Annotated in this window: 21 protein-coding genes; 16 read left to right on the forward strand and 5 right to left on the reverse strand. The window is 49.8% G+C overall.

Annotated elements, in window-relative coordinates; genetic code table 11:
- Positions 1-770: 770 nt before the first annotated feature.
- Together R70331_RS14495 and R70331_RS14500 are read right to left on the reverse strand one after the other, a co-directional pair.
- Complete coding sequence (locus R70331_RS14495; protein ID WP_042176637.1) at positions 771-1,826, reverse strand: anthranilate phosphoribosyltransferase; 1,056 nt, start codon at positions 1,824-1,826, stop codon at positions 771-773.
- Positions 1,827-1,838: 12 nt separating this feature from the next.
- A complete protein-coding gene (locus R70331_RS14500) occupies positions 1,839-2,435 on the reverse strand; it encodes an ANTAR domain-containing response regulator (protein ID WP_042176639.1) in 597 nt (198 codons plus the stop codon).
- Between the two features lie 343 nt (positions 2,436-2,778).
- Here R70331_RS14500 and nirB point away from each other — a divergent pair, with 343 nt between their 5' ends.
- From nirB to R70331_RS14525, 5 genes are all read left to right on the forward strand, one after another.
- The gene (gene nirB, locus R70331_RS14505) at positions 2,779-5,211 is read left to right on the forward strand and encodes a nitrite reductase large subunit NirB (protein ID WP_042176641.1); all 2,433 of its coding nucleotides are present in this window, start codon (positions 2,779-2,781) and stop codon (positions 5,209-5,211) included.
- Positions 5,212-5,230: 19 nt separating this feature from the next.
- Complete coding sequence (gene nirD / locus R70331_RS14510; RefSeq protein WP_042182698.1) at positions 5,231-5,542, forward strand: nitrite reductase small subunit NirD; 312 nt, start codon at positions 5,231-5,233, stop codon at positions 5,540-5,542.
- 31 nt (positions 5,543-5,573) lie between these two features.
- Positions 5,574-6,449 carry a formate/nitrite transporter family protein gene (locus R70331_RS14515; RefSeq protein ID WP_042176644.1) on the forward strand — a complete coding sequence of 292 codons (876 nt, stop codon included), beginning with the start codon at positions 5,574-5,576 and terminating at the stop codon, positions 6,447-6,449.
- Positions 6,446-7,216, forward strand: a complete 771-nt coding sequence (gene cobA / locus R70331_RS14520; protein WP_042176646.1) for a uroporphyrinogen-III C-methyltransferase — start codon at positions 6,446-6,448, stop codon at positions 7,214-7,216. The genes R70331_RS14515 and cobA overlap by 4 nt, the downstream gene beginning before the upstream one ends.
- A gap of 129 nt (positions 7,217-7,345) precedes the next feature.
- Entirely contained in the window at positions 7,346-7,678 is a 333-nt protein-coding gene (locus tag R70331_RS14525; protein WP_042176648.1) for an iron-sulfur cluster biosynthesis family protein, read from the forward strand.
- A 93-nt stretch (positions 7,679-7,771) separates the two neighbouring features.
- Here the strand turns inward: R70331_RS14525 and R70331_RS14530 are convergent, their stop codons facing one another.
- Entirely contained in the window at positions 7,772-8,530 is a 759-nt protein-coding gene (locus tag R70331_RS14530; RefSeq protein WP_042176650.1) for an SDR family oxidoreductase, read from the reverse strand.
- Positions 8,531-8,678: 148 nt separating this feature from the next.
- On the opposite strand from R70331_RS14530, the gene R70331_RS14535 reads away from it, so the two are divergent.
- From R70331_RS14535 to R70331_RS30515, 10 genes are all read left to right on the forward strand, one after another.
- Positions 8,679-10,676, forward strand: a complete 1,998-nt coding sequence (locus R70331_RS14535; protein ID WP_052419061.1) for a sedoheptulokinase — start codon at positions 8,679-8,681, stop codon at positions 10,674-10,676.
- 166 nt (positions 10,677-10,842) lie between these two features.
- Positions 10,843-11,298: a Crp/Fnr family transcriptional regulator gene (locus tag R70331_RS14540; protein WP_197071434.1), complete on the forward strand. Its 456-nt coding sequence runs from the start codon at positions 10,843-10,845 to the stop codon at positions 11,296-11,298.
- Between the two features lie 68 nt (positions 11,299-11,366).
- Positions 11,367-11,954, forward strand: coding sequence for an NAD(P)H-dependent oxidoreductase (locus R70331_RS14545; RefSeq protein WP_042176652.1), 588 nt, complete (start codon positions 11,367-11,369; stop codon positions 11,952-11,954).
- A gap of 300 nt (positions 11,955-12,254) precedes the next feature.
- Positions 12,255-13,010 (forward strand): carboxymuconolactone decarboxylase family protein, encoded by a 756-nt coding sequence (locus R70331_RS14550; protein ID WP_042176654.1) that lies wholly within the window; start codon positions 12,255-12,257, stop codon positions 13,008-13,010.
- Between the two features lie 41 nt (positions 13,011-13,051).
- Entirely contained in the window at positions 13,052-13,921 is an 870-nt protein-coding gene (locus tag R70331_RS14555) for an aldo/keto reductase (protein ID WP_042176656.1), read from the forward strand.
- A gap of 14 nt (positions 13,922-13,935) precedes the next feature.
- A complete protein-coding gene (locus tag R70331_RS14560) occupies positions 13,936-14,343 on the forward strand; it encodes a cupin domain-containing protein (RefSeq protein ID WP_042176658.1) in 408 nt (135 codons plus the stop codon).
- 126 nt (positions 14,344-14,469) lie between these two features.
- Positions 14,470-14,988, forward strand: coding sequence for a GNAT family N-acetyltransferase (locus tag R70331_RS14565; protein ID WP_042176660.1), 519 nt, complete (start codon positions 14,470-14,472; stop codon positions 14,986-14,988).
- Between the two features lie 44 nt (positions 14,989-15,032).
- Positions 15,033-15,626: a DUF2441 domain-containing protein gene (locus R70331_RS14570; protein WP_042176663.1), complete on the forward strand. Its 594-nt coding sequence runs from the start codon at positions 15,033-15,035 to the stop codon at positions 15,624-15,626.
- Positions 15,627-15,662: 36 nt separating this feature from the next.
- Positions 15,663-16,214, forward strand: a complete 552-nt coding sequence (locus R70331_RS14575) for a dihydrofolate reductase family protein (RefSeq protein WP_042176664.1) — start codon at positions 15,663-15,665, stop codon at positions 16,212-16,214.
- Between the two features lie 131 nt (positions 16,215-16,345).
- Positions 16,346-16,771, forward strand: coding sequence for a VanZ family protein (locus tag R70331_RS30515; RefSeq protein WP_052419062.1), 426 nt, complete (start codon positions 16,346-16,348; stop codon positions 16,769-16,771).
- Positions 16,772-16,868: 97 nt separating this feature from the next.
- Here R70331_RS30515 and R70331_RS14585 read toward each other — a convergent pair whose 3' ends face one another.
- On the reverse strand, positions 16,869-18,110 hold the full coding sequence (locus R70331_RS14585) for an MFS transporter (RefSeq protein WP_042176665.1): 1,242 nt from the start codon (positions 18,108-18,110) through the stop codon (positions 16,869-16,871).
- A gap of 114 nt (positions 18,111-18,224) precedes the next feature.
- Between R70331_RS14585 and R70331_RS14590 the strand changes: the two genes are divergently transcribed.
- A complete protein-coding gene (locus tag R70331_RS14590; protein ID WP_042176666.1) occupies positions 18,225-20,006 on the forward strand; it encodes an SgrR family transcriptional regulator in 1,782 nt (593 codons plus the stop codon).
- A 62-nt stretch (positions 20,007-20,068) separates the two neighbouring features.
- Here R70331_RS14590 and R70331_RS14595 read toward each other — a convergent pair whose 3' ends face one another.
- The gene (locus tag R70331_RS14595; RefSeq protein WP_042182704.1) at positions 20,069-20,521 is read right to left on the reverse strand and encodes a hypothetical protein; all 453 of its coding nucleotides are present in this window, start codon (positions 20,519-20,521) and stop codon (positions 20,069-20,071) included.
- Positions 20,522-20,527: the final 6 nt, after the last annotated feature.

Here is a 20,527-nt window from a genome sequence, read left to right on the forward strand (position 1 = left end):
GGAGGGTGGAGGTATGTGTGAGGTGGGAGGAGTTGGCTAGAAGGCGGGGGAGAGTGATTTGAATAAAGGGGGAAATTCCTTTGATTGGGCAGTCGGCGTGCGAAAGGGGTTCATCAAAGGGAAAAATCCCTTTGATTAGGCAGTCGGCGCGCGAAAGGGGGCCAATCAAAGGGAAAAATCCCTTTGATTGGGCTGTCGGCGTGCGAAAGAGGACCAATCAAAGGGAAAAATCCCTTTGATTAGTCTGTCAGCGCGCGAAAGAGGGCCAATCAAAGGGAAAAATCCCTTTGATCTGGCGTCGGCGTACGAAAGAGGACCAATCAAAGGGAAAAATCCCTTTGATTAGGCTGTCGGCGTGCGAAAGTGGCTAATCAAAGGGAAAAATCCCTTTGATCTGGCGTCGGCGTGCGAAAGAAGGCCAATCAAAGGGAAAAATCCCTTTGATTAGGCAGTCGGCGTGCGAAAGAGGACCAATCAAAGGGAAAAGTCCCTTTGATCTGGCGTCGGCGTGCGAAAGAGGACCAATCAAAGGGAAAAATCCCTTTGATTAGGCAGTCGGTGTGCGAAAGAGGGCCAATCAAAGGGAAAAATCCCTTTGATTAGGCAGTCAGCGTGCGAAAGAGGACCAATCAAAGGGAAAAATCCCTTTGATTAGGCTGTCGGCGTACGAAAGAGGACCAATCAAAGGGAAAAATCCCTTTGATCTGGCGTCAGCGCGCGAAAAGCGCCCCTTCCCGCGCCTAGCGGCCTGCCGTCCGCCAAAAGCCGGCTTACACCTGGCCGACCCGGCCCACAAATGGCGCTTTGCTGCCAAGCAGCGCACTCCGCCATTGCTCGTACACCGCCCAGGCCTTACCGTTGTCGAGCAGATGCTTGCAGGTGTATACGCCTTCCTCCAGCGAACCGGCTTTGCCGGCCAGATGCAGCCTGGCCCCGCCGTTCAGCAGGGTCTGGTTATAGAAGGCCATATGGCCGCCGCCCTGCAGCACCGCTTCCGCGGTCCGCAGCTGAAGCTCCGGCGTCCAGTCCAGCTCCGGCACCTCTGTTTCAAGCCCCAGCAGCTCAGGGTCAATAATATCGAGCTGAGCCTGGCCATCAGCTACTGTGTACACACGGTTTGGCCGGTCAATGTACAGATCCTCGGACCCTTCAACCCCCTGGACAACAAGCCCCTTTTGGTAACCAAGCTTGATGATCAGCCTGGAAATACGGTCGAAGACGGTATTATGGTAGATACCGAATACAATGAAGGGAGAGCAGGAGTAGTCGATCAGCTTCTCGGCGGTATTCAGAATCGTCCGCATGCCAATATCCTCTCTTAACGGCCGCAATGCTCCGAGCGGCGGACACCACTGATCCGCTTGGGCGAACAGCACACCGCTCTCTGCTGCCGCTGCAATGGCGTCATCCCGGGAGAGCCCGGCAACACGGACGCCCGCTGCCTCAATAATATCCTGCAGCGTAATGCCCCATTTCGGGGGAAGCGGCGCTGCACCGTGCAGCGTAACAGGAACGCCTGCCGCAGCCAGCAGGAAAGCAGTCGGGAAGGTAGCAATGAAGGAGTTCCTCCGGCCGTCATACGGTCCGGCACAATCCAGTCCCTGCTGCACAGGCTCACGGCTGGCATACTTGCGGCATACTGCGACAAAAGCCTCCAGCTCCTCAATACTCTCCAGCTTAATCCGCTCGGCGATCAGAAAAGCGCCGATCTGCACCGGAGATGCTGTCTGGCAGAGAATGGCTTCAGCCGCTGCCAGCGCTTCGTCATAGCTCAAATCCCGGGCGCCGCGCTTACCCCTGGCTACTTCTTTTAACAGGTTGATCATATCGGATTCTCCTTAAGTTTGATCCTGGAGCAGCTGGTAGACCTTGACGATCGAGGTGGCTACATCCACCATCCGTTTGCGTTCATTCATCGCCTGCTTGCGCAGGAGGTCGTAGGCTTCGGATTCACTGATGTTTTTGGCTTTGGACAGAATGCCCTTAGCCATATCAATCCATTTGCGTTCCTCTATCCGTGCGAGCAGCTGCTCCTTCTCCTTATGCCACTGCTGGCGCTCGAAGCACTGCCTGGAGCTGAAATGAAGAATCCAGTGAATCTCCTGCTCATGCATCCAGGGGGATAGAATACCGTCCACAATAATATTGTCGCCGCAGGCGGAGACAGACAGATTAGCGGTAGCTTGAGTGCACCACCAGAGGAGCGGGGCGATTTTGTGCCGGAGCAGTTTTTTTCTCCATCCATTAATTTCGGTTATCGGCATACATAAGAGGGTGGCATCGGCATCCTGTATCATAATAGAAGCCTGCTCCTCGTCAGTTGCCGTCCAGATCACGTACCCGCAAGCCTCAAGAATACTTCCGGGACTGTGCTCGGAGCGCGCCTCTGTGTCGTTCTCTGTTCTGCCGTTCTGAATCAAGAGCAGGGAATGCATAGCCAGACGCTCCTTTATAGGATCTTCAAGATCTCATTCTTACTACATTTCCATACTGTCCTTTTAAACTATATGTAATAATATATAACACGGAGATGGCCCTTTTGTCGATGAATTAAATTATTCAAAATTTATATGTCATAATTGTTGACGTTTTGGGATGTGCTGTAGTATAGTCGATTTAACAAATTCATCAAATCTACGGATACAACGGTGTATCCGGCTCTAGCGGCAACGGCGCCTGCTATCACTTTTATCGCAACGGGAGATGTATGTTTCCGGGCGGAGTGTAGCGGGCTATTTCTGTTGATTTCTGTTGTTTACATGGAGAGGAGAGAGACATATGTCAGCTGTACGCAAAAAACTGGTGTTAGTCGGAAACGGAATGGCGGGGGTTAGGGCGATTGAGCATTTGCTCAAGCTTGCACCGGAGGCTTACGAAATCACGATTTTCGGTACAGAGCCGCATCCCAACTACAACCGGATCATGCTGTCATCTGTCCTGGCGGGCGGAGCGGATCTGAACGATATCATCATTAACGACCTGGAATGGTACCGCAGTAACGGCATCCGGCTCTATACCGGACATACGGTAACTTCTATTGATACGGTGAACCGGAAAGTACACACCGATAAGGGAGTGGAGGCCGGCTACGATGAGCTGATTCTGGCAACCGGGTCCAACCCGTTCATGCTTCCGCTGCCCGGAGCGGATAAAGAGGGCGTTATCGCCTTCCGGGACATCAAGGACACGCAGATTATGCAGGAAACAGCCAAGACCCACCGCAAAGCGCTGGTCATCGGCGGCGGACTGCTGGGTCTGGAGGCGGCCAGGGGGCTACTGCATCTGGGTATGGAAGTGTCGGTCGTTCACATCAACGAATATATAATGGAACGCCAATTGGACGAAGCCGCTGCGGTCATGCTGCAGAAGGAGCTCGAAGCGCAAGGCATGAAGTTCCTGCTAAAGAAGCAATCCGAAGCCATTCTCGGCAAAAAAAGAGTCAAGGGCCTGCTGTTCGCAGACGGCGAGGTAGCAGAGACGGACTTAATCGTCATGGCGGTCGGCATCAAGCCGAATGTGGAGCTGGCCCGGGGGAGCGGCATCAATGTGAACCGGGGAATCATGGTCAATGATTACATGGAGACGAATATTCCTGGCATCTATGCTGTCGGGGAATGTGCCGAGCACCGTGGAATTGCCTACGGGCTGGTCGCCCCGCTGTATGAGCAGGGAGCCGTTCTTGCCAAAAGACTGGCCGGAGCACAGACCGAAGGCTACGCCGGTTCCGTTACATCAACCAAGCTGAAGGTATCCGGGGTCGATGTGTTCTCAGCAGGCCAGTTCATTGAACAGCCAGGTACACGATCACTGCGGTATCAGGATGAAATCGAAGGTGTCTATAAGAAGCTGGTAATACAGGAAGATAAGCTGATCGGTGCAGTTTTGTTCGGGGATACCAGTGACGGAGCGCCGCTGTTCTCCATCATCAAGAACGGTGAGAATATCAAAGGCAAGGAAAAAGAGCTGCTGCTCGGCATCTCTGCTGATGCACTGGGTTCAACCAAAGGGAATAACCGCCTCGAAGTAATGGCTGATGATGAGATTATCTGCGGCTGTAACGGGGTCTCCAAGGGAGCGATTGCCGAGGCGATAGAGTCCGGCGGCTGCACCAGTGTGGGTGATATAAAAGCCTGCACGAAAGCTTCTGCCTCCTGCGGCGGATGTAAGCCTATGGTAGAAGGTCTGCTCCAGCTGTATGCCGGAGATAAGGCCGTTAAGGTAAAAGAAGGGATCTGCGGCTGCACCACACTTGGGCGCGACGAGATTGTGGCCGAGATCAAACGAATGAAGCTGATGACCGTCAAGGAAGTTATGAACGTGCTGGACTGGAATAACGAGGAGGGCTGCACCAAATGCCGTCCTTCCCTGAACTATTATCTGGGCATGCTGTGGCCGGAGGAATATATCGATGAAAAAGAGTCCCGGTTTACGAACGAGCGCTATCACGCCAACATCCAGAAGGATGGGACCTATTCGGTTGTGCCGCGTATTTACGGCGGAATTACAACCCCGGCTGATTTGATCAAAATTGCCGAGGTTGCCGTTAAATTCGATGTTCCGATGGTGAAGTTTACCGGGGGCCAGAGACTGGACCTGCTGGGTGTCAAAAAAGAGGATCTGCCGAAGATGTGGGAGGAGCTGGATATGCCTTCTGGCCATGCTTACGGCAAGACGCTGCGTACGGTTAAGACCTGTGTCGGCTCGACCTTCTGCCGCTTTGGTACACAGGATGCGATCGGAATGGGAATCCGGCTGGAAAAAGCTTTTGAGCGGCTGAACGCACCGTCCAAGGTAAAGCTGGCTGTATCCGGCTGCCCGCGTAACTGTGCGGAAGCGACAATCAAGGATTTCGGCGTTGTGGCGATTGACGGAGGCTGGGAGCTGCATATCGGCGGCAACGGCGGGGTTCATGTCCGCGCAACGGATTTGCTCTGCGTAGTGAAAACCGATGATGAGGTGCTGGAATGGGCAAGTGCTTTCCTGCAATATTACCGGGAGAATGCGGTCTGGAACGAGCGGACATCAACATGGGTCGAGCGCGTAGGTCTGGAGAGCATCAAGCAGGCACTTGAGAACCGCGAGGAGCGGCTTGCCCTCAAGGAACGGATTGAAGCAACACTGGCCCTGACCACCGACCCGTGGAAGCAGATTGTCAATGAGCCGGAGCTGCGCAAAAACTTCACCCCGATCACAGAACCCGAAACGGTATAAGGAGGCCCTATCCATGACAATGACCAAAGTGCTGGTAGGCAATGTAAAGGATATCGATATTAAAGGCTCACGCAAGCTGCAAATGGCGGGCACAGAGATTGCACTGTTTCGTCTAACAAGCGGAGAAGTTCTCGCTATTGAGAATAAATGCCCTCATAAAGGCGGCGCCTTATCGGAAGGGATGGTGTGCGGCTCAAAGGTTCACTGTCCGCTTCATGACTCCCGGATTGATCTGCACAGCGGAGAAGTTATGGCTCCCGATACTGGACATGTAAGGACCTATGAAGTGGAAGTTGACCAGGCCAGCGGACAAATTTATCTGACGATCTGATAAAGAATGATATTATACAGGGGGAACCGTTATGGATTATGTGAAACCGAATGAAGTGCTGTCTTCCATGATTGAAGCCGGAAAAACAAAAGCAGAGCTGTCCATTATGCAGCTGATTGTTCGCGGCGGCCTCGGCGGGGCAATCCTTGCCTGTGCGACCACACTTGCCTTTACTGCTGCTGCGCAGACGAAGCTGCCTATGATCGGAGCGCTTCTATTCCCTGTAGGCTTTGTGATGATTATTCTGCTCGGCTTCGAGCTGGTTACCGGCAGCTTTGCCCTGATCCCTCTGGCGGTTCTGGAGAAAAAGACGACTACGGCACGGATGCTGAACAATTTCTTCTGGGTTATCATCGGACATCTGATCGGCTGCGCAGCTTATGCTGCACTATATGGACTTACTATTACTAAGATGGGCACGGACATGTCAAATCCGATGATCCAGACCCTTATCTCAACAAGTGAAGCCAAGACGACTGCTTATAAAAGCATGGGGGCAGACGGATTGGGCCTGGCCTTCATTAAGGCGATCCTCTGCAACTGGATGGTTACCCTTGGTGCGGTGCTGGCGATGACCTCCAAATCCACTGCCGGCAAAATAACCGCAATGTGGCTGCCGATCCTGACCTTTTTTGCCCAGGGCTTCGAGCATACGGTTGTCAATATGTTCGTCATCCCGGCCGGAATGATGCTTGGAGCGAATGTCAGCTTCGCTGACTGGTGGATCTGGAACGGCATTCCTGTACTGCTCGGCAATCTGCTTGGCGGCGTGCTGTTCACCGGCCTGATGATCTATCTCTCCCAGAACGGCTTCCGTGCCAGACGCTCCGTAACATCAGTCACAGTGCCGTCGGGTCATGGCGAAGGCGCGATTGCCAAGACAGCGACACTGGAGAAAAGCCTATGAAACAAGGTCATATCTCTATAGTTGGCGCAGGCCCGGGAGACCCGGAGCTGATCACGGTTAAGGCTATGCGCCGCATTCAGACGGCGGACGTTATTCTCTATGACCGGCTGGTGAACGAGGAGCTGCTGAATTATGCACCAGAGAAGGCTCTCCGCATCTATTGCGGCAAAGCGCCAGGCCAGCATTCCATGCCGCAGGAGTCCATCGAGCGGCTGTTGATTATGCACGCTGCCGCAGGAAACAGGGTGGTCCGCCTGAAGGGCGGAGATCCGTTCGTCTTTGGCAGAGGCGGGGAAGAGCTGCTTGCTGCCGCAGACGCCGGAATTCCCTTTGAGGTCATTCCGGGAATTACTTCAGCGGTCGGTGCGGCTGCTTCAGCCGGGATTCCGCTGACTCACCGCGGTGTAGCTACTTCGTTCGCTGTTGTCACCGGAAGCCGCTGCAATGACGCCGCTCAGCCTGTCCGCTGGGATATCCTGGCTCACAGTGTCGATACCTTAGCCGTCTACATGGGGATGAGCCAGCTGGCTGAGATCACGGAGCAGCTGATCAGGCACGGCAAGGATGCACAGACGCCAGTGGCTCTGATTGAAAAAGGCACTACGGCGGAAGAGCGGACCGTTACAGGGACGCTTGCTAACATCGTTAAGCTGGCAGCTGTAATGAAGATCAGCAATCCGGCGATGATTATCATCGGTGAAGTGGTTAATATAAGGGAACAGGTATTCAGTCTGCAGCAGCATGCAGCCCGTTACCGGACTGGCTGAACTCGCAGAAGTGAGTGCCGTCACACGGCAGGTAGCCTCGATAGGACTATACTTGTTATAAAAGAATGTATATGTGCTTTGTGATATACTCTATATACATTTTGTACAGCGCCAAGGAGGTAATTACCTATGCAGGTTCAACTGGATTCACTTACTACTGAGCGGCTTCAAGCAAGCCTGGCCGGACAGTCCGGCGCCTTTAAGCTATTTTATGACACCGAGGATTGCGGCTGTAACGGTGTTCTCGTTGTGCAGATCGTAGACGGGCCGAACGCCACTGACATTGTTTATGAGCAGGAGCCGTTCACTTTTATCGTAGACCGCCAGCAGGAATCGTTATTCGACAAGGTTATGCGGATTCAGGCGGAGGAGAACTACCCTTCTTATAAGGTGACCAGTGATTCCACGCTGTTCGGCAGTAATGTCAGATTACGGGATACGCGTCAGCAAGCGGTACAATAAAAGAAACACTAAGACAGCAGCCCTCAATTGAAGAGGAGCTGCTGTTTTTTTGTTGCAATGAGTTGTGCTTGTATCGACGCACCCTAATAAAGCCTAATAAGCCGTCCACCCGCCGTCGGCCGTAACGACCGCCGCGTTCACAAAGCTGGCTTCGTCGGATGCCAGGAACAGGGCAAGTACCGCGATTTCCTCAGGCTTGCCGTTGCGCGGATTAAGCGCGAGTCCTGCTTGTATGCGGCCCATCCCGAATTCGTTAATATGCGTCATGGTCGAGCCGATATTCGTTTCGACTCCGCCGGGCGCAATGGCATTACAGCGGATGCCTTCCTTGGCATACATGAACCCGGTGTTCTTGGTGAAGCCGACAACTGCGTGTTTGGAAGCCGTATAAGCAGCGCCTGCGCGGGCACCGAACAGTCCGCCTGCGGATGCGATATTGATAATCACGCCAGCTTTCTTTTCCAGAAAAATAGGCAGTACCTTGCGGGTGGCACGCATGACCGAAGTGGTATTAACAGCGAAAATCTTATCCCACTGATCATCCTGTATGTCACCTGCCGGCTCAAAATTGTCCATTATACCAGCATTGTTCACCAGAATGTCCACGGTACCATAGGTGCTGACTGCGGTATTAATCAAGGTTTGAATGTCTGCCTCATCAGCAACGTTGGTTTTTACGGCGATGGCATCGCCGCCCCCGGCCTTGATCTCCTCAGCCGTTCCCTGAGCTGCTGCCTCATTAATATCCGAGACTACGACCTTTGCGCCTTCTGTGGCAAACAGAATAGCAATTGCCTTGCCCATTCCTGAGGCGGCTCCGGTTACTACTGCTGTTTTGTCTTGAAGTCTCATGCTCATCAAGCCCCCGTATTTTATTTGCGCATCAATCAGATAGTATTCATTACTTCAGCAGAAAATATTCAGCAGCTAACCAGGAAATTGAACCATGCTGCATGTGTTGTATATACTAGAGTTACTTATGAGGAGAAGAGGATCGCTGATGAAGTTTGTCGGATTGGATATCGGGACTACATCTATTACGGGACTGGTGTATTCCCTTGAGCACAAAATGGTGCTGTGCAGTATTACGGAAGAATGTGATACAAGGATCTCCGGACATCTGGAGGCTTGGGAAAAGCTGCAGGACCCTGAGGTTATCTGGGCAAGTATCAGCCGTATTATTGAGGAGCTTATTCTGACGGAAGAGGACATTATAGGGATCGGACTTTCCGGCCAGATGCACGGCATTCTCTATACCAATAACAGCGGACAGCATGTCAGCCCGCTGTATACCTGGCAGGATGGCAGGGCGGGACAGATTAATGGGGACGGCCTATCCTATTCCCGTAAGCTTAGCGCTTTGACGGGCTATTCTGTTCCTGCCGGCTACGGGCTTGCTACCCATTACTATAATCTGCAGCATGGGCTGGTCCCGGACACTGCCGTCAGCTTATGCACCATTGCCGATTATGTTGCCCTCCGGCTGACCGGCAGCACAATACCTGTTGCTGATGCTACCCAGGCTGCAGCGATCGGGTGCTATAGCTTTTCAAAGGAGGATTTCGATTACACTGCTATTAGACAGGCTGGGATCGAACCGGGAATGCTCCCCAAGATCGTACCTTCCAGCACGCTTGCCGGATATACTCAGGGCGGAATCCCGGTTTACAGCTCGCTCGGGGATAACCAGGCCAGCTTTCTAGGAAGTGTACCGTTTCCGGGGCAATCGGTTCTGGTTAACATCGGTACGGGAAGCCAGCTGTCCGCGCTGCTGCCGGATGGAGAGCCTAACACCTCTGAGATGGAGACGCGGCCCTTTCCCGGCGGCGGCAGACTGGTTGTCGGAGCAGCGCTGAGCGGGGGGAAATCGTATGCGCTGCTGGAGCAATTTTACCGGGATGTGATCCGCAGTTATACCGGGGAGGAGCCGGGTGAAATATACAGCTTCATGGAGCAGCTGCTTAATAGCGGCAGCCCGCCTGCGCAAGGAGTGGCAGTGAATACCCAATTCTTAGGAACACGAAGTGATCCGGAGATGCGCGGGAGTATCGGACAGATTACGCTGGACAATTTCACACCGGCTAATCTGGCACATGGATTCCTTCAGGGGATGGCGGATGAGCTGTATGCTTTTTATGAGGCATTAATCCGGGCAGGTAATATTTCGTACAGTTCCATCATCGGCTCAGGCAATGCGCTGAGGCTTAATGATACTTTGCGCGAGAAGGTGAGCATGACCTTTGGGCTGCCGTTTGCGTTCAGCCTGTCCCTTGAGGAAGCGGCAGTTGGAGCAGCATTATGTGCTGCTGTAGGCAGCGGCAGCATTCTCAGCTTCCGTGAGGCCGGTCAATATATAGAACTGGCTCACCCGGAAGTATCAGCGACAAGAGTACCGGAAGCAGACAGACAGCGGCTGATGGACATTTACGGGTTGTCTGCACAGCCGGAAGAACCGTTACCTGCATTGACTAAGCAGATCAGCACTTTAAAGGTGAGTTATTCAGCATCGGAAGACATACAGGACGAAGAGGAAGCTTCCGCAGCCTCTTACCGGATTATGTTACAGCCGGGGGTGTCGATCGGACCGCTGTTTCTGGGAATGACGCAGAGTGAGCTGGAACGGGCCGGGGCAGATTTTCCGGTTTATTTTAGAGCAGAGTATGACCATGCCGGCTTCGCTGCCTTCATTGAGATTGCGAATCCATGGGAACACGGGTATTGTATATATGCTTCGGAGGATCTGTTCCGCACACCTGCTGCAGAGCTCACCGCCAGACTTGATCTGACAATACCTTACGAGCGGAGCCATACAGACAATAACACTCTGTATACAGTTCCTGAGCTTGGATTTACACTCTGGAGATCCGGCACACTGACAGAAGCAGACCTGCTGACAGAGGAGTACTTAGCACTTCCTGCGGATATTTATGAGGATGAGAAACGGTATTTATTTTTTGAATCCCTCGCTGTTTTTCCGGCTGTCCGGCCTGAAACATAAATAAATAGCCGGGTGACCCGCGGACTATTTTAAGGAGCAGAACAATGCGATGAATGCACATTTTTATGACAACATGCCTGATCTGAAGGAACACTGGGAACAAATCAAAGGGATGTTTACCGAAATTCAAGTCCCTGCCAAGACCACCCTGCTCAGATAAGGTGATGTGGCTAATGATTTATATTTTATAAATCAGGGCTGCTTGAGATTATGGTTTAATGACGATGGAAAGGATATTACCTTTCAGTTTTTTGTCGAACAGCAAGGGGTTTCTTCTTTTGAAAGTTTTCACAATAATGAGCCCAGCCTGTTTAATCTGGAGACTATTGAGTTTTCACATCTTATGGTGATTAAAAAAGAAGACTATAAAAAATTGCTTGATAGGTTTCCTGATTTAAAAGAATATTCTATTCAAATGCTGCAAGAGAGATTTGTTTTTTATACTAAATTATTTTTGTCCAGAATAAAAAATTCACCGCAAGAGAGATATATGGAACTGTGTTCACTTAATCCTGCGATTCTAAATCGGGTCCCTAATCATTACATTGCTTCATATCTAGGAATTACCCCTGTTTCTCTAAGCAGAATTCGCAAAAGAATCTCAAACATTAACAATGGTTAATGCCTCAATGTAGGATAAGGAATACACTCATAACGAAAGATCAAATGGAAACATTGGAGGGTTCGGTTATGAGAATTGCAATTGTTTTTAATCATCCGTATAAGGGGAGTTATTGCAGCGCGATCCTGGATTCAGTTAAGAGCGGACTGGAAAAGGGCGGGCATGAGATAGATATCATGCATCTAGATAATGACGGGTTTAACCCGGTTATGACGGCAGACGATTTATTAGCATTTAGAAATAAAAAAGCTATTGATCCCCAGGCTTCGGAGTATGTGCAGCGCATAAAGACAGCGGATCATCTGGTGTTGATATTTCCTATCTGGTGGGAGCTGATGCCGGCGTTAATGAAGGGCTTTATAGATAAAGTGATTTTTCCTGGGGAGCTCTATGACTATACAAAGTCAGGGTTGGGTATGGTTTCACTGATGGATAATATTAAGTCAACAACTATAATTACCACCATGAATACACCTTCAATAATGTATAAGCTAATATTCGGTGATGCCATTAAAAAGGCATTAATCACAGGCACCTTTAAGAAAACAGGCTGTAAAAATGTAAAGTGGCTGAGCTTAAACATGGTAAAAGCCAGTTCTAAAGCCAAAAGAGAAAAGTGGCTTAAACAAATAGAGAACAGGTTCGCGACTGTATAGTATTTTATTGGCTACCGTTGAGCTGACGAATTTCAGGGATTCGATCCTGATCTCCGTTCAGCTCTTCTTTTGTTTTGCCTACATATGCACTTCCCATGTGTTGAAGTATGCGGAAGGAAGGAGCACCTTTACTCGCCAGCATCGTCTTAAATGATTGACACTTTTGCCCGATCTGTCGAGTAATAGACGAATACGCGGAAATTAACGATTGTATCTGCCGGAGATTATTTTATTATAGACATATGTCGAATAGACGAACAATATCGATTAATTATTAAGGCATCTGAAGGAGGCATCCCTTTGAACCGAGTAGAAAAGAGTAAAGAGAAATACAAGCAGCTGTTCGGCGGCACTGCACCCGCAGTCTACGCGACGGACCCGGATTTTCAGGATATTCTGAACGGTTTTATCTTCGGTGAAGTCTTTTACCAGGGGGATCTGGATGATAAACAACGTGAGCTTATCACGCTTGTGGTGCTTACTACGAACCAAACCATGCCGCAGCTAAAAGCCCATATTCAAGCCGCCCTGAACATTGGGATTACGCCAGTCGAAATTAAAGAGGCGGTTTATCAATGCGCACCGTACCTGGGATTCCCCAAAACGCTCAATGCAATAAATGAGATCAATGAGGTTTTCGAAGACAAGAATATTGCACTGCCGCTGGAGAGTCAGTCGCAGACTGAAGACAATACCCGCTTCGACCATGGACTTGCCGTGCAAATGAAGATTTTTGGCGATACTATTTCTACAATGCGTGAGACTGCTCCGTCTAACCAAGTGCACATCCAGGACTATCTCTCATCATTCTGCTTCGGTGATGTTTATACCCGGGGCGGGCTTGATTTGACAACAAGAGAGCTGCTGACCTTCTGTATCTTAAGTGCACTGGGGGGTGCTGATAGCCAGGTCAAGGCTCATGTGCAGGGCAATGTAAACGTTGGTAATGACAAAGACACCCTGATCGCCGCGATTACCCATTGCCTTCCCTATATTGGCTTTCCGCGGACGCTGAACGCATTGGCTGCTATAAATGAAGTAATACCGGAAGCATAGGGATACTATGAACCCATTTTAATCATAAAGGAGACACCAATATGTTTACCGAAGCTTTTAAATTAGCAAATGGTATAGAAATTCCAAAGTTAGGCTTGGGCACCTGGCTGCTTAATGACGAGCAGGCTGCACAGGCAGTACGTGATGCGGTATCGCTCGGCTATCGCCATATTGATACTGCTCAGGCCTATATGAATGAAGCCGGCATTGGCGAAGGAGTCCGTTCCAGCGGCGTCTACAGAGAAGAGCTTTTTATCACGACTAAGGTTGCGGCAGAAGCAAAAAGCTATGATGCTGTAATGCAATCCATTCATGAATCTTTAGCAAAAATGGGGCTGGACTACATCGATCTTCTGATTATTCACAGCCCGCAGCCCTGGAGTGAATTCCGCGGGGAGAAGCGTTATTTTGCGGAAAACAAAGAAGCATGGAGAGCCATGGAGGATGCTTATAAGGCAGGCAAGGTTAAGGCCATCGGACTTTCTAACTTCCTGCAGGATGATTTGGAGAATATTCTTGAGAGCTGTGAGATTAAGCCGATGGTCAATCAAATTCTGGCTCATGTGAGCAATACTCCATTCCAATTGATTGAGTTCTGCCAGAAAAAGGACATCCTGGTCGAGGCCTATTCACCGATCGCGCACGGGGCTATTCTTGATCATCCAGAGGTTAAGGAAATCGCGGCGAAGTATGGGGTATCTGTAGCCCAGCTCAGCCTGCGGTACGATATTGAGCTTGGTCTTGTGGTCATTCCTAAGACGGCGAATCCGGAGCATATGCGAATCAATGCCGAGCTTGATTTTGTCATCAGCGATACGGATATGGAGACTTTGAAGAATGTTGAGACCATTCAGCATTATGGTGAGCACAACTTCTTCCCGGTGTTCGGCGACAAGAATAAAGTGAATTAATTGGAGGGTGCAAAATGGCAAAGCATGAAGAAGTCGCAAACGGCGTGATTTTCCCTGTTGGCGAGAAGAATGAAGCATTTGCAAAATACTTTATCGGACAAAGCTATCTCAAAATGCTGGTTGCCGATCCTGAAATTAATGTAGGGGTAGGGAACGTGACCTTTGAACCGGGTTGCCGGAACAATTGGCACATTCATAGAAGCGGGTATCAGCTGCTGCTTGTAACTGGCGGCGAAGGCTGGTATCAGGAAGAAGGGCAAGCGGCCCAGCTGCTGAAAGCAGGCGATGTTATTGTTACCCGTGATGGTGTAAAACACTGGCACGGCGCAACAAAGGACAGCTGGTTTGAGCACATTGCCATCACTGCAGGCACACCAGAATGGCTGGAGCCAGTCTCTGATGGGCACTATAACGAACTTTAAGCTATACCAATTCCAGAGTATTGCAAAGACAGCCGGTCTAAATGATCGGCTGTCTTTGCCTATGTACCTTGTGATATTCTAATGGATAGAATGAACCGACAGATCCAGGAAAGGCAGGAATATGTTATGAAACTCATGTTCACACACGTGAATACAGCGGAAGAAACCGCCGAGATAGCCCGGTTGGCAGCAGAAATATGGCACGAGTATTATGTATCCATTATTTCAGTTGATCAGATTAATTACATGATTGGAAAGTTTCAATCGGTTCAAGCGGTTACGGATCAGATCCATCTGCAGGGCTATGAATATTATCTGATCCATGACCATGACTCCGCAGTGGGATATGTCTCGGCCAGAAAAGAAGAGGGAAAGCTCTTCTTAAGCAAGTTTTATATCGTCAAGGAATACCGGGGCCGCGGCTATGCCAGCCAAGCAATGGAATTCCTGGAGCAGCTGTGCCAAGAACGAAATCTAAGTCATATTTGGCTAACGGTCAATCGTCATAACAGCTCAAGCATTGCGGTCTATGAGAAAAAAGGTTTTCGGACCGTGCGGGAGCAAGTTTCGGACATTGGCAACGGATTCGTTATGGATGATTGTGTTATGGAGAAAGAAATCCTTATTGGGGCTGAAACGATTTGAAGTTAACTGAGTCAAAAAAATTACCTGATGTGAGGGGGCAGGATATGCAAGAAAGAGAATTCTATGCTTATCACCTTGTAACCAGGAAGAAAATGAGCTTAGGGCAAGTAATCAGCTTTGAAAAAAATCAAAAAAACACGCTATATCATTTCTTTTTTGATAAAGAACAGCTAAATTCCAAGGGTGAAGACTTTATTCAAATCTTGGAGGGGAATTTTACTAATAAGGGATTAAAGCTGGATAAAGAGGATGCAGATGTAGCTATTAGGTATGTAGGACAAACGATCAGAGCTGTTAGAGAAGTAATCGTTGAAATGGTAAGACTGCAAGAGTACCCCGAATATCCTTCACGTTTGTCTTGTTTATATGCAGCGAAAAGCTATCAGGATGCTCTGAAGTGGAAAGAACTATTTGATTCTTACGATCGAAGGGTTTTGCAGATAGTGAAGCTTAGGGTTATCGGGACTTGCTTTGAGGGTGACGGAGGTCTTTTACCAAAGGAAGACGGTGCTCCTTTTTCCCTGAAAATTGAACAAGCCAGAGAATATTGGCAAGGTAATAAAAGCAATGAACTACCAGAGTTACTGATTAATGGACGAATCGAAATAACAGAAATTATTAATGAATTCTACTCTTAATAGAAAAATCTGAATGTAAACCTAAGGAGGCTGCACATGGGGCGTGTAATCCTGCAGATGAATGTGACGCTGGACGGCTGCGTTGACCATACACAGGTAGTTGCGGACGAGGAGCTTCACCAATATACGGTGGACTTGATGGAGCAGTCTGACGGACTGCTTTTGGGACGCAAAGTTTATCAGCTTATGGAAAGTGCCTGGCCGGCTATTGCCGCCAGCGGAGATGGACCATCATATATGGTCGACTTTGCACGCAAGCTTGACCGAAAACCAAAGTATGTCTTTTCGCGGACGCTGGAGCACGTGTCATGGCAGAACTCCTTTTTGCTGAAGGGGCCAGTCTTGGAAGAAGTGCAGCAGCTTACAGCAGAAGGAAAGAGTCTTATCGTTAACGGCGGTCCCGGCCTTGGCTCCACATTGGCCCAGTCTGGCTTGGTGGATGAATATCACTTTCTGGTACAGCCGATCGTTGCCGGACACGGTCCTCAATTATTGGGAGGAATCCGTGATCGGTTAAAGCTGAAGCTGAGCGGAACCCAAACTTTCGGCTCCGGCGTTGTGGTGCTTCGCTACACATCGACAGTTTAGGACGTTGCTTTCTCACCGCCGGCTGCCGCTGTTGGACTTTGCCAAAGGCCCGTAAAATTGCTTATGCTGCCCGCAGAAGGCTATAATAGCTACTATATCTGTTCTAACCTGCATCAGAAAGTAGGATTACTATGAAAGCCTTAATGCTGTTTCTTTGGGGAATTGTCCTGTTTATTTTCACCTGCGCCGCTGATTCCAGCTTCTGGAGCAAAGGGGCAATGCCGTATTTTCACCTGACGCCGTCCCCGGATTTCCGCAACCTGCTCCAGATGGACATAAGGTATACCGAAATCTTCATCACCCGCAAAATCGGCCATTTTGTAGGGTTTGCAATCTTCGGAATGCTGCTCTACCGGATTAATAAAAGCTACATACAAAGTATTGTCTGGTCTATTCTGTTTGCTGTTTCCACAGAGATTTTCCAGCTTTATTTCGGGCGGGACGGAAGAATATACGATATGGTCAATGACTCCGCAGGTATTGTTACCGGAATAATCCTTATTGCCGTGGTGAAAAGATGGAATAGAGCTGCCGGATTGCAAAGCAGACGCAGGTGAATTTGAAGCTATCACAGAACCATAGCCGAATAATTAGCAGGTACAAAACGACGTCCATTCAAAGAAACAGAATGGACGTCGTTTTTACGTATTCATTTTAACTGGATTCGCGCTGTCTCCACAGCGGACTTAACAGGCAACCGCTGAAAATCAGCAGATTAGCCGTAATGGTGATCAGGAACACGGTACGGGGACCTGACAGCTCAGAGATCCAGCCGGATGCGATGATCGCAAACGGCATACCCAGCTTAAAGATAGAACCGGTAATCCCGCTTACCCGGCCAATCAGATGATACGGTGTTGTCTCCTGGCGGAACGTCCAGATGCTGACTGTACTTACGGTCTCGAAGCAGCCATACAGGAACAGGCCTCCGGCGAGCAGATACACGGAATGCGACATATAGAACAGGATGCCTGTCAGCCCGGTAAATAAGCACGATAGCGTGATTAAGCGCCCAACCGGAAACAGCGTCCGTAACTTAACAATCAGCAGGCTTCCGGCCAGTCCGCCGAGCCCTGCAGCCGAGAATACGATTCCCAGCTCAAGGTTGCTCAGCATGAGTTCATCCTTGGCGAAGAAAATAATAGTGGTATCCACCATACCTGATGTACTGTTCAGGAATACCACGGCAATGCTCATCGACAGCAGCAGGCGATTGCTTCGCAGCTCGGCCCAGCCTGCCCGCAGCTCCTTCCAGAAGCCCTCTCTGCTGCCAGCCGCAGATTGTTCGGGCTCATTGGTTCTGATAAAGCTTAAGGTTACGAACGCCAGACTGAAGGCAACTGCAGTAAGCAGCAGGGCTTCATGCATTTTCGGCAGCATCAGCAGTAATCCGCTCAATACCGGACCGGCAATGCTGATAAAGGTTGTGACGAAATTATAGGATGCATTCGCAGGTGTTAACAACGCCAGGGGAAGGGAATTCTTGACCATCGCTACCCGGGCATTGGAATAAGCATAGCCGAAAGTCATTAGCAAAAAGCCGGCCGCATAGAACATAGAGGCAGACTGGTGCCCGCGTTCAATAGCCACATATAAGGCAGCCAGAATAACAATCTGCAGTAGAATCGCAGTTAAAGACCATCTTTTCTTATGTACCCTGTCGACGATTACACCGATGAACATCGCCAGCAGCAGGTTCGGCAAGAACTCAATTCCGCGCATCGCAGACATGATTACCGAGGATTTCGTGAATTCGTAGAGGATCAGGGGGAGCGCAAGCTCGTAAATTTTGTTTCCCAATGCCATAACGGCCCCGGTGCCAAGCAGAATCATAAAGGCCGGGCTGCGCCAGATTGAAGGGGCTGGTGATTCTGTCTGTATTGTTGCTTTGATCATTATAATGTCACACTCCTCTTTACTAACGGGTTGCCTCAAATTATACTTTTACAAAAGTGGAACAAAAATAGAAAGATTATTTTCACCCTTTCGCCTTTTAGAGGAGGAGTAGATTTGGATATAGAGGAATATTATCTGCAGCTAAAAAAGCGTTTCGAAGCACAAGCTGACGGCGAATGGTTTCCGGTTACGATAGATGAACTTGCGTTAGTCTTTGACTGTACCCGCCGTAATGCGCAATTTCTGATTCAAAAGCTGAGAGAGCAGCACTTCATTGGCTGGAAATCCGGGCTGGGAAGGGGCAATTCCTCACAACTGGCCTTGCTGCGCAATAAAGAGGAGCTGATTCTGGCGAGGGCACAAAGCCTAAGTCAAAAAGGGCAGTTAAGTGAAGCTTTTGCATGCATACAGACGAGTGAACGGGAATCAGTTCATGCTGAATTCCATACATGGCTGGGGAACAGGTTCGGTGTGCAGAAGGAGCGGAGTGAGCAGGATATTCTGCGTTATCCGTTTTACAGGCCTGTCCCGGATCTGGACCCGATGAAGGTAATTCGGCGTACAGAAGCGCATATAATCAGCCAGCTGTTCGACACCTTGACACAGTATGATCCGTCCGGCAAAAGGCTGAAGCCTGGCCTGGCTCATCACTGGGAGCATGATGGAGCATTCACACGATGGACCTTTTATCTGCGTAAAGGTGTGCTGTTTCATCACGGTAAACCGTTTAAGGCGGAGGATGTACAGTATACCTTTGACAGGATTCGGGAGTGGAACGGAGAGGACTGGCTGATTAACAGTCTACAGTCTGTAGAGGTAACCAGTTCGTACAGTGTCAGCTTTGAGCTGCGGGAAAGGAATGCGCTTTTTGCATATTTTATTGCTGCTGAACGGTTCTCCATTGTACCGGCTGATCTGGAGCAGCTCGAAGCCAGACATGACTATGCACGGCTGCCGGTAGGCACCGGACCGTTTAGTATGCGGATCAATACAGAGTCGATGCTGATCATGGAAGCCAATGAGCATTATTTTGCCGGCCGTCCGTTTTTGGATGCCGTTGAAATGTGGGTCTGGCCTGATTATGAGGAGGAGCTGCGGCATACCCAGCCTTCCGGACAACCGCAGCTGCTGTATTTTGAAGCGATGGATAAGGGGGAAGCCAAACAAACATTGAATCAGCTGGAAGCGGGCAGCACAGTACTTACCTTCAACCTCTCTAAGCCGGGAATTCTTCAGGACTATAGTCTGCGTAATGCTATACATCTGGCTCTTAGCCGTGAGCAAATGATCCGTGAGCTGAAAGGAAGAAGAAATAAGCCCTCATCAGGATTTCATCCCGGCTATTATGAGGCTGTCTATGGAAGCGATGCATCAATTGCAGCAGCAAGAATAAGCCTAGAACATTCCACTTATAACGGAGAAGCGCTGCAGCTCTATACCTATGAATATTTCAGTAATGAGGAGGATGCCCGCTGGATTATGGCAGCATGCAGCCAAATTGGTGTGCAGATAGAACTGACCGTCCTGACGATCAGGGAGCTGTCACAGGCCGAGATGATCCTCCAGGCGGATATGATCTATGCCGGAGAAGTGCTGGGAGACCAGCCCGTGATCACCTTAATAGAAATGTATCGCTCTCAGCACGGGTATATCCGCAATCATCTGCACGCCCCGCTCAGGGCTAAAGTGGATGCCATGCTCGCTGATGCTTTGACTGAAACAGGCGAGGACAAGCAGCTGAATGTGCTTAGAGCAGTTGAGGAGGAGCTGAAGCAGCAGCTGAATGTACTGTTTTTATACCACAGTGTCCAGGAAGTCGGTTACGACCTCTCTCTTCATGGCATCTCTCTCAATGCTTGGGGGAAGATCAACTATAAGGATGTCTGGGTAAAATAATACCGGAAAAACCTCCCTGGAATATGAATCCGGGAGGTTTTTTGCTTGCGGTACATGGTATATCAGCACACGTACAGATATCTCCACAGGATATCCGCCATCATCAACGCTTCCTGTTCAATCCGGTCGTACAGCCGGATGCTGGCAGCATAGTCTTTATTCAGCATCGTAACAGCTTCCTCTTTGGTCATTGCAAGATGCTCATAGAACATTTTCCGGAATTGCTCTTTCGGAAAATAAGGGTTCAGCTGAGTGAGGAAATCTATAATTTGGTCAGCATTCTCATACCAGCGTTTTTCTGCTGCTGCTGCGGCTGCGGAGTCGCCTGCTTTGGCTGCTTTTACCAGGTCGGAGGCGATCACCAGATGATCTTTGATCAGCGCGCTGTAAGTATTGGCTGCAGCATCTCCGTGAAAGGGCCGTATCGCGTTGCCCATATCGGTTGCATTCCGAAGAAGCCGGGCCAGCACGGCATCTGTATCCGGTAAGCCGAACACGAGACTTGTGATCGCCATGCGGGT

It is taken from the genome of Paenibacillus sp. FSL R7-0331 (assembly GCF_000758645.1).
In the GTDB taxonomy this organism is placed as follows: domain Bacteria; phylum Bacillota; class Bacilli; order Paenibacillales; family Paenibacillaceae; genus Paenibacillus_AQ; species Paenibacillus_AQ camerounensis.

Excerpts from the sequence above, each read along its gene's own strand:
- R70331_RS14515 (WP_042176644.1), top strand. The coding sequence starts at position 5,574 with ATGGATTATGTGAAACCGAATGAAGTGCTGTCTTCCATGATTGAAGCC.
- R70331_RS14500 (WP_042176639.1), bottom strand. The coding sequence starts at position 2,435 with ATGCATTCCCTGCTCTTGATTCAGAACGGCAGAACAGAGAACGACACA.
- cobA (WP_042176646.1), top strand. The coding sequence starts at position 6,446 with ATGAAACAAGGTCATATCTCTATAGTTGGCGCAGGCCCGGGAGACCCG.
- R70331_RS14570 (WP_042176663.1), top strand. The coding sequence starts at position 15,033 with ATGCAAGAAAGAGAATTCTATGCTTATCACCTTGTAACCAGGAAGAAA.
- R70331_RS14575 (WP_042176664.1), top strand. The coding sequence starts at position 15,663 with ATGGGGCGTGTAATCCTGCAGATGAATGTGACGCTGGACGGCTGCGTT.
- R70331_RS14535 (WP_052419061.1), top strand. The coding sequence starts at position 8,679 with ATGAAGTTTGTCGGATTGGATATCGGGACTACATCTATTACGGGACTG.
- R70331_RS14595 (WP_042182704.1), bottom strand. The coding sequence starts at position 20,521 with ATGGCGATCACAAGTCTCGTGTTCGGCTTACCGGATACAGATGCCGTG.
- R70331_RS14555 (WP_042176656.1), top strand. The coding sequence starts at position 13,052 with ATGTTTACCGAAGCTTTTAAATTAGCAAATGGTATAGAAATTCCAAAG.
- nirB (WP_042176641.1), top strand. The coding sequence starts at position 2,779 with ATGTCAGCTGTACGCAAAAAACTGGTGTTAGTCGGAAACGGAATGGCG.
- R70331_RS14585 (WP_042176665.1), bottom strand. The coding sequence starts at position 18,110 with ATGATCAAAGCAACAATACAGACAGAATCACCAGCCCCTTCAATCTGG.
- R70331_RS30515 (WP_052419062.1), top strand. The coding sequence starts at position 16,346 with ATGAAAGCCTTAATGCTGTTTCTTTGGGGAATTGTCCTGTTTATTTTC.
- R70331_RS14545 (WP_042176652.1), top strand. The coding sequence starts at position 11,367 with ATGAGAATTGCAATTGTTTTTAATCATCCGTATAAGGGGAGTTATTGC.
- R70331_RS14495 (WP_042176637.1), bottom strand. The coding sequence starts at position 1,826 with ATGATCAACCTGTTAAAAGAAGTAGCCAGGGGTAAGCGCGGCGCCCGG.
- R70331_RS14560 (WP_042176658.1), top strand. The coding sequence starts at position 13,936 with ATGGCAAAGCATGAAGAAGTCGCAAACGGCGTGATTTTCCCTGTTGGC.
- R70331_RS14525 (WP_042176648.1), top strand. The coding sequence starts at position 7,346 with ATGCAGGTTCAACTGGATTCACTTACTACTGAGCGGCTTCAAGCAAGC.
- R70331_RS14565 (WP_042176660.1), top strand. The coding sequence starts at position 14,470 with ATGAAACTCATGTTCACACACGTGAATACAGCGGAAGAAACCGCCGAG.
- nirD (WP_042182698.1), top strand. The coding sequence starts at position 5,231 with ATGACCAAAGTGCTGGTAGGCAATGTAAAGGATATCGATATTAAAGGC.
- R70331_RS14530 (WP_042176650.1), bottom strand. The coding sequence starts at position 8,530 with ATGAGACTTCAAGACAAAACAGCAGTAGTAACCGGAGCCGCCTCAGGA.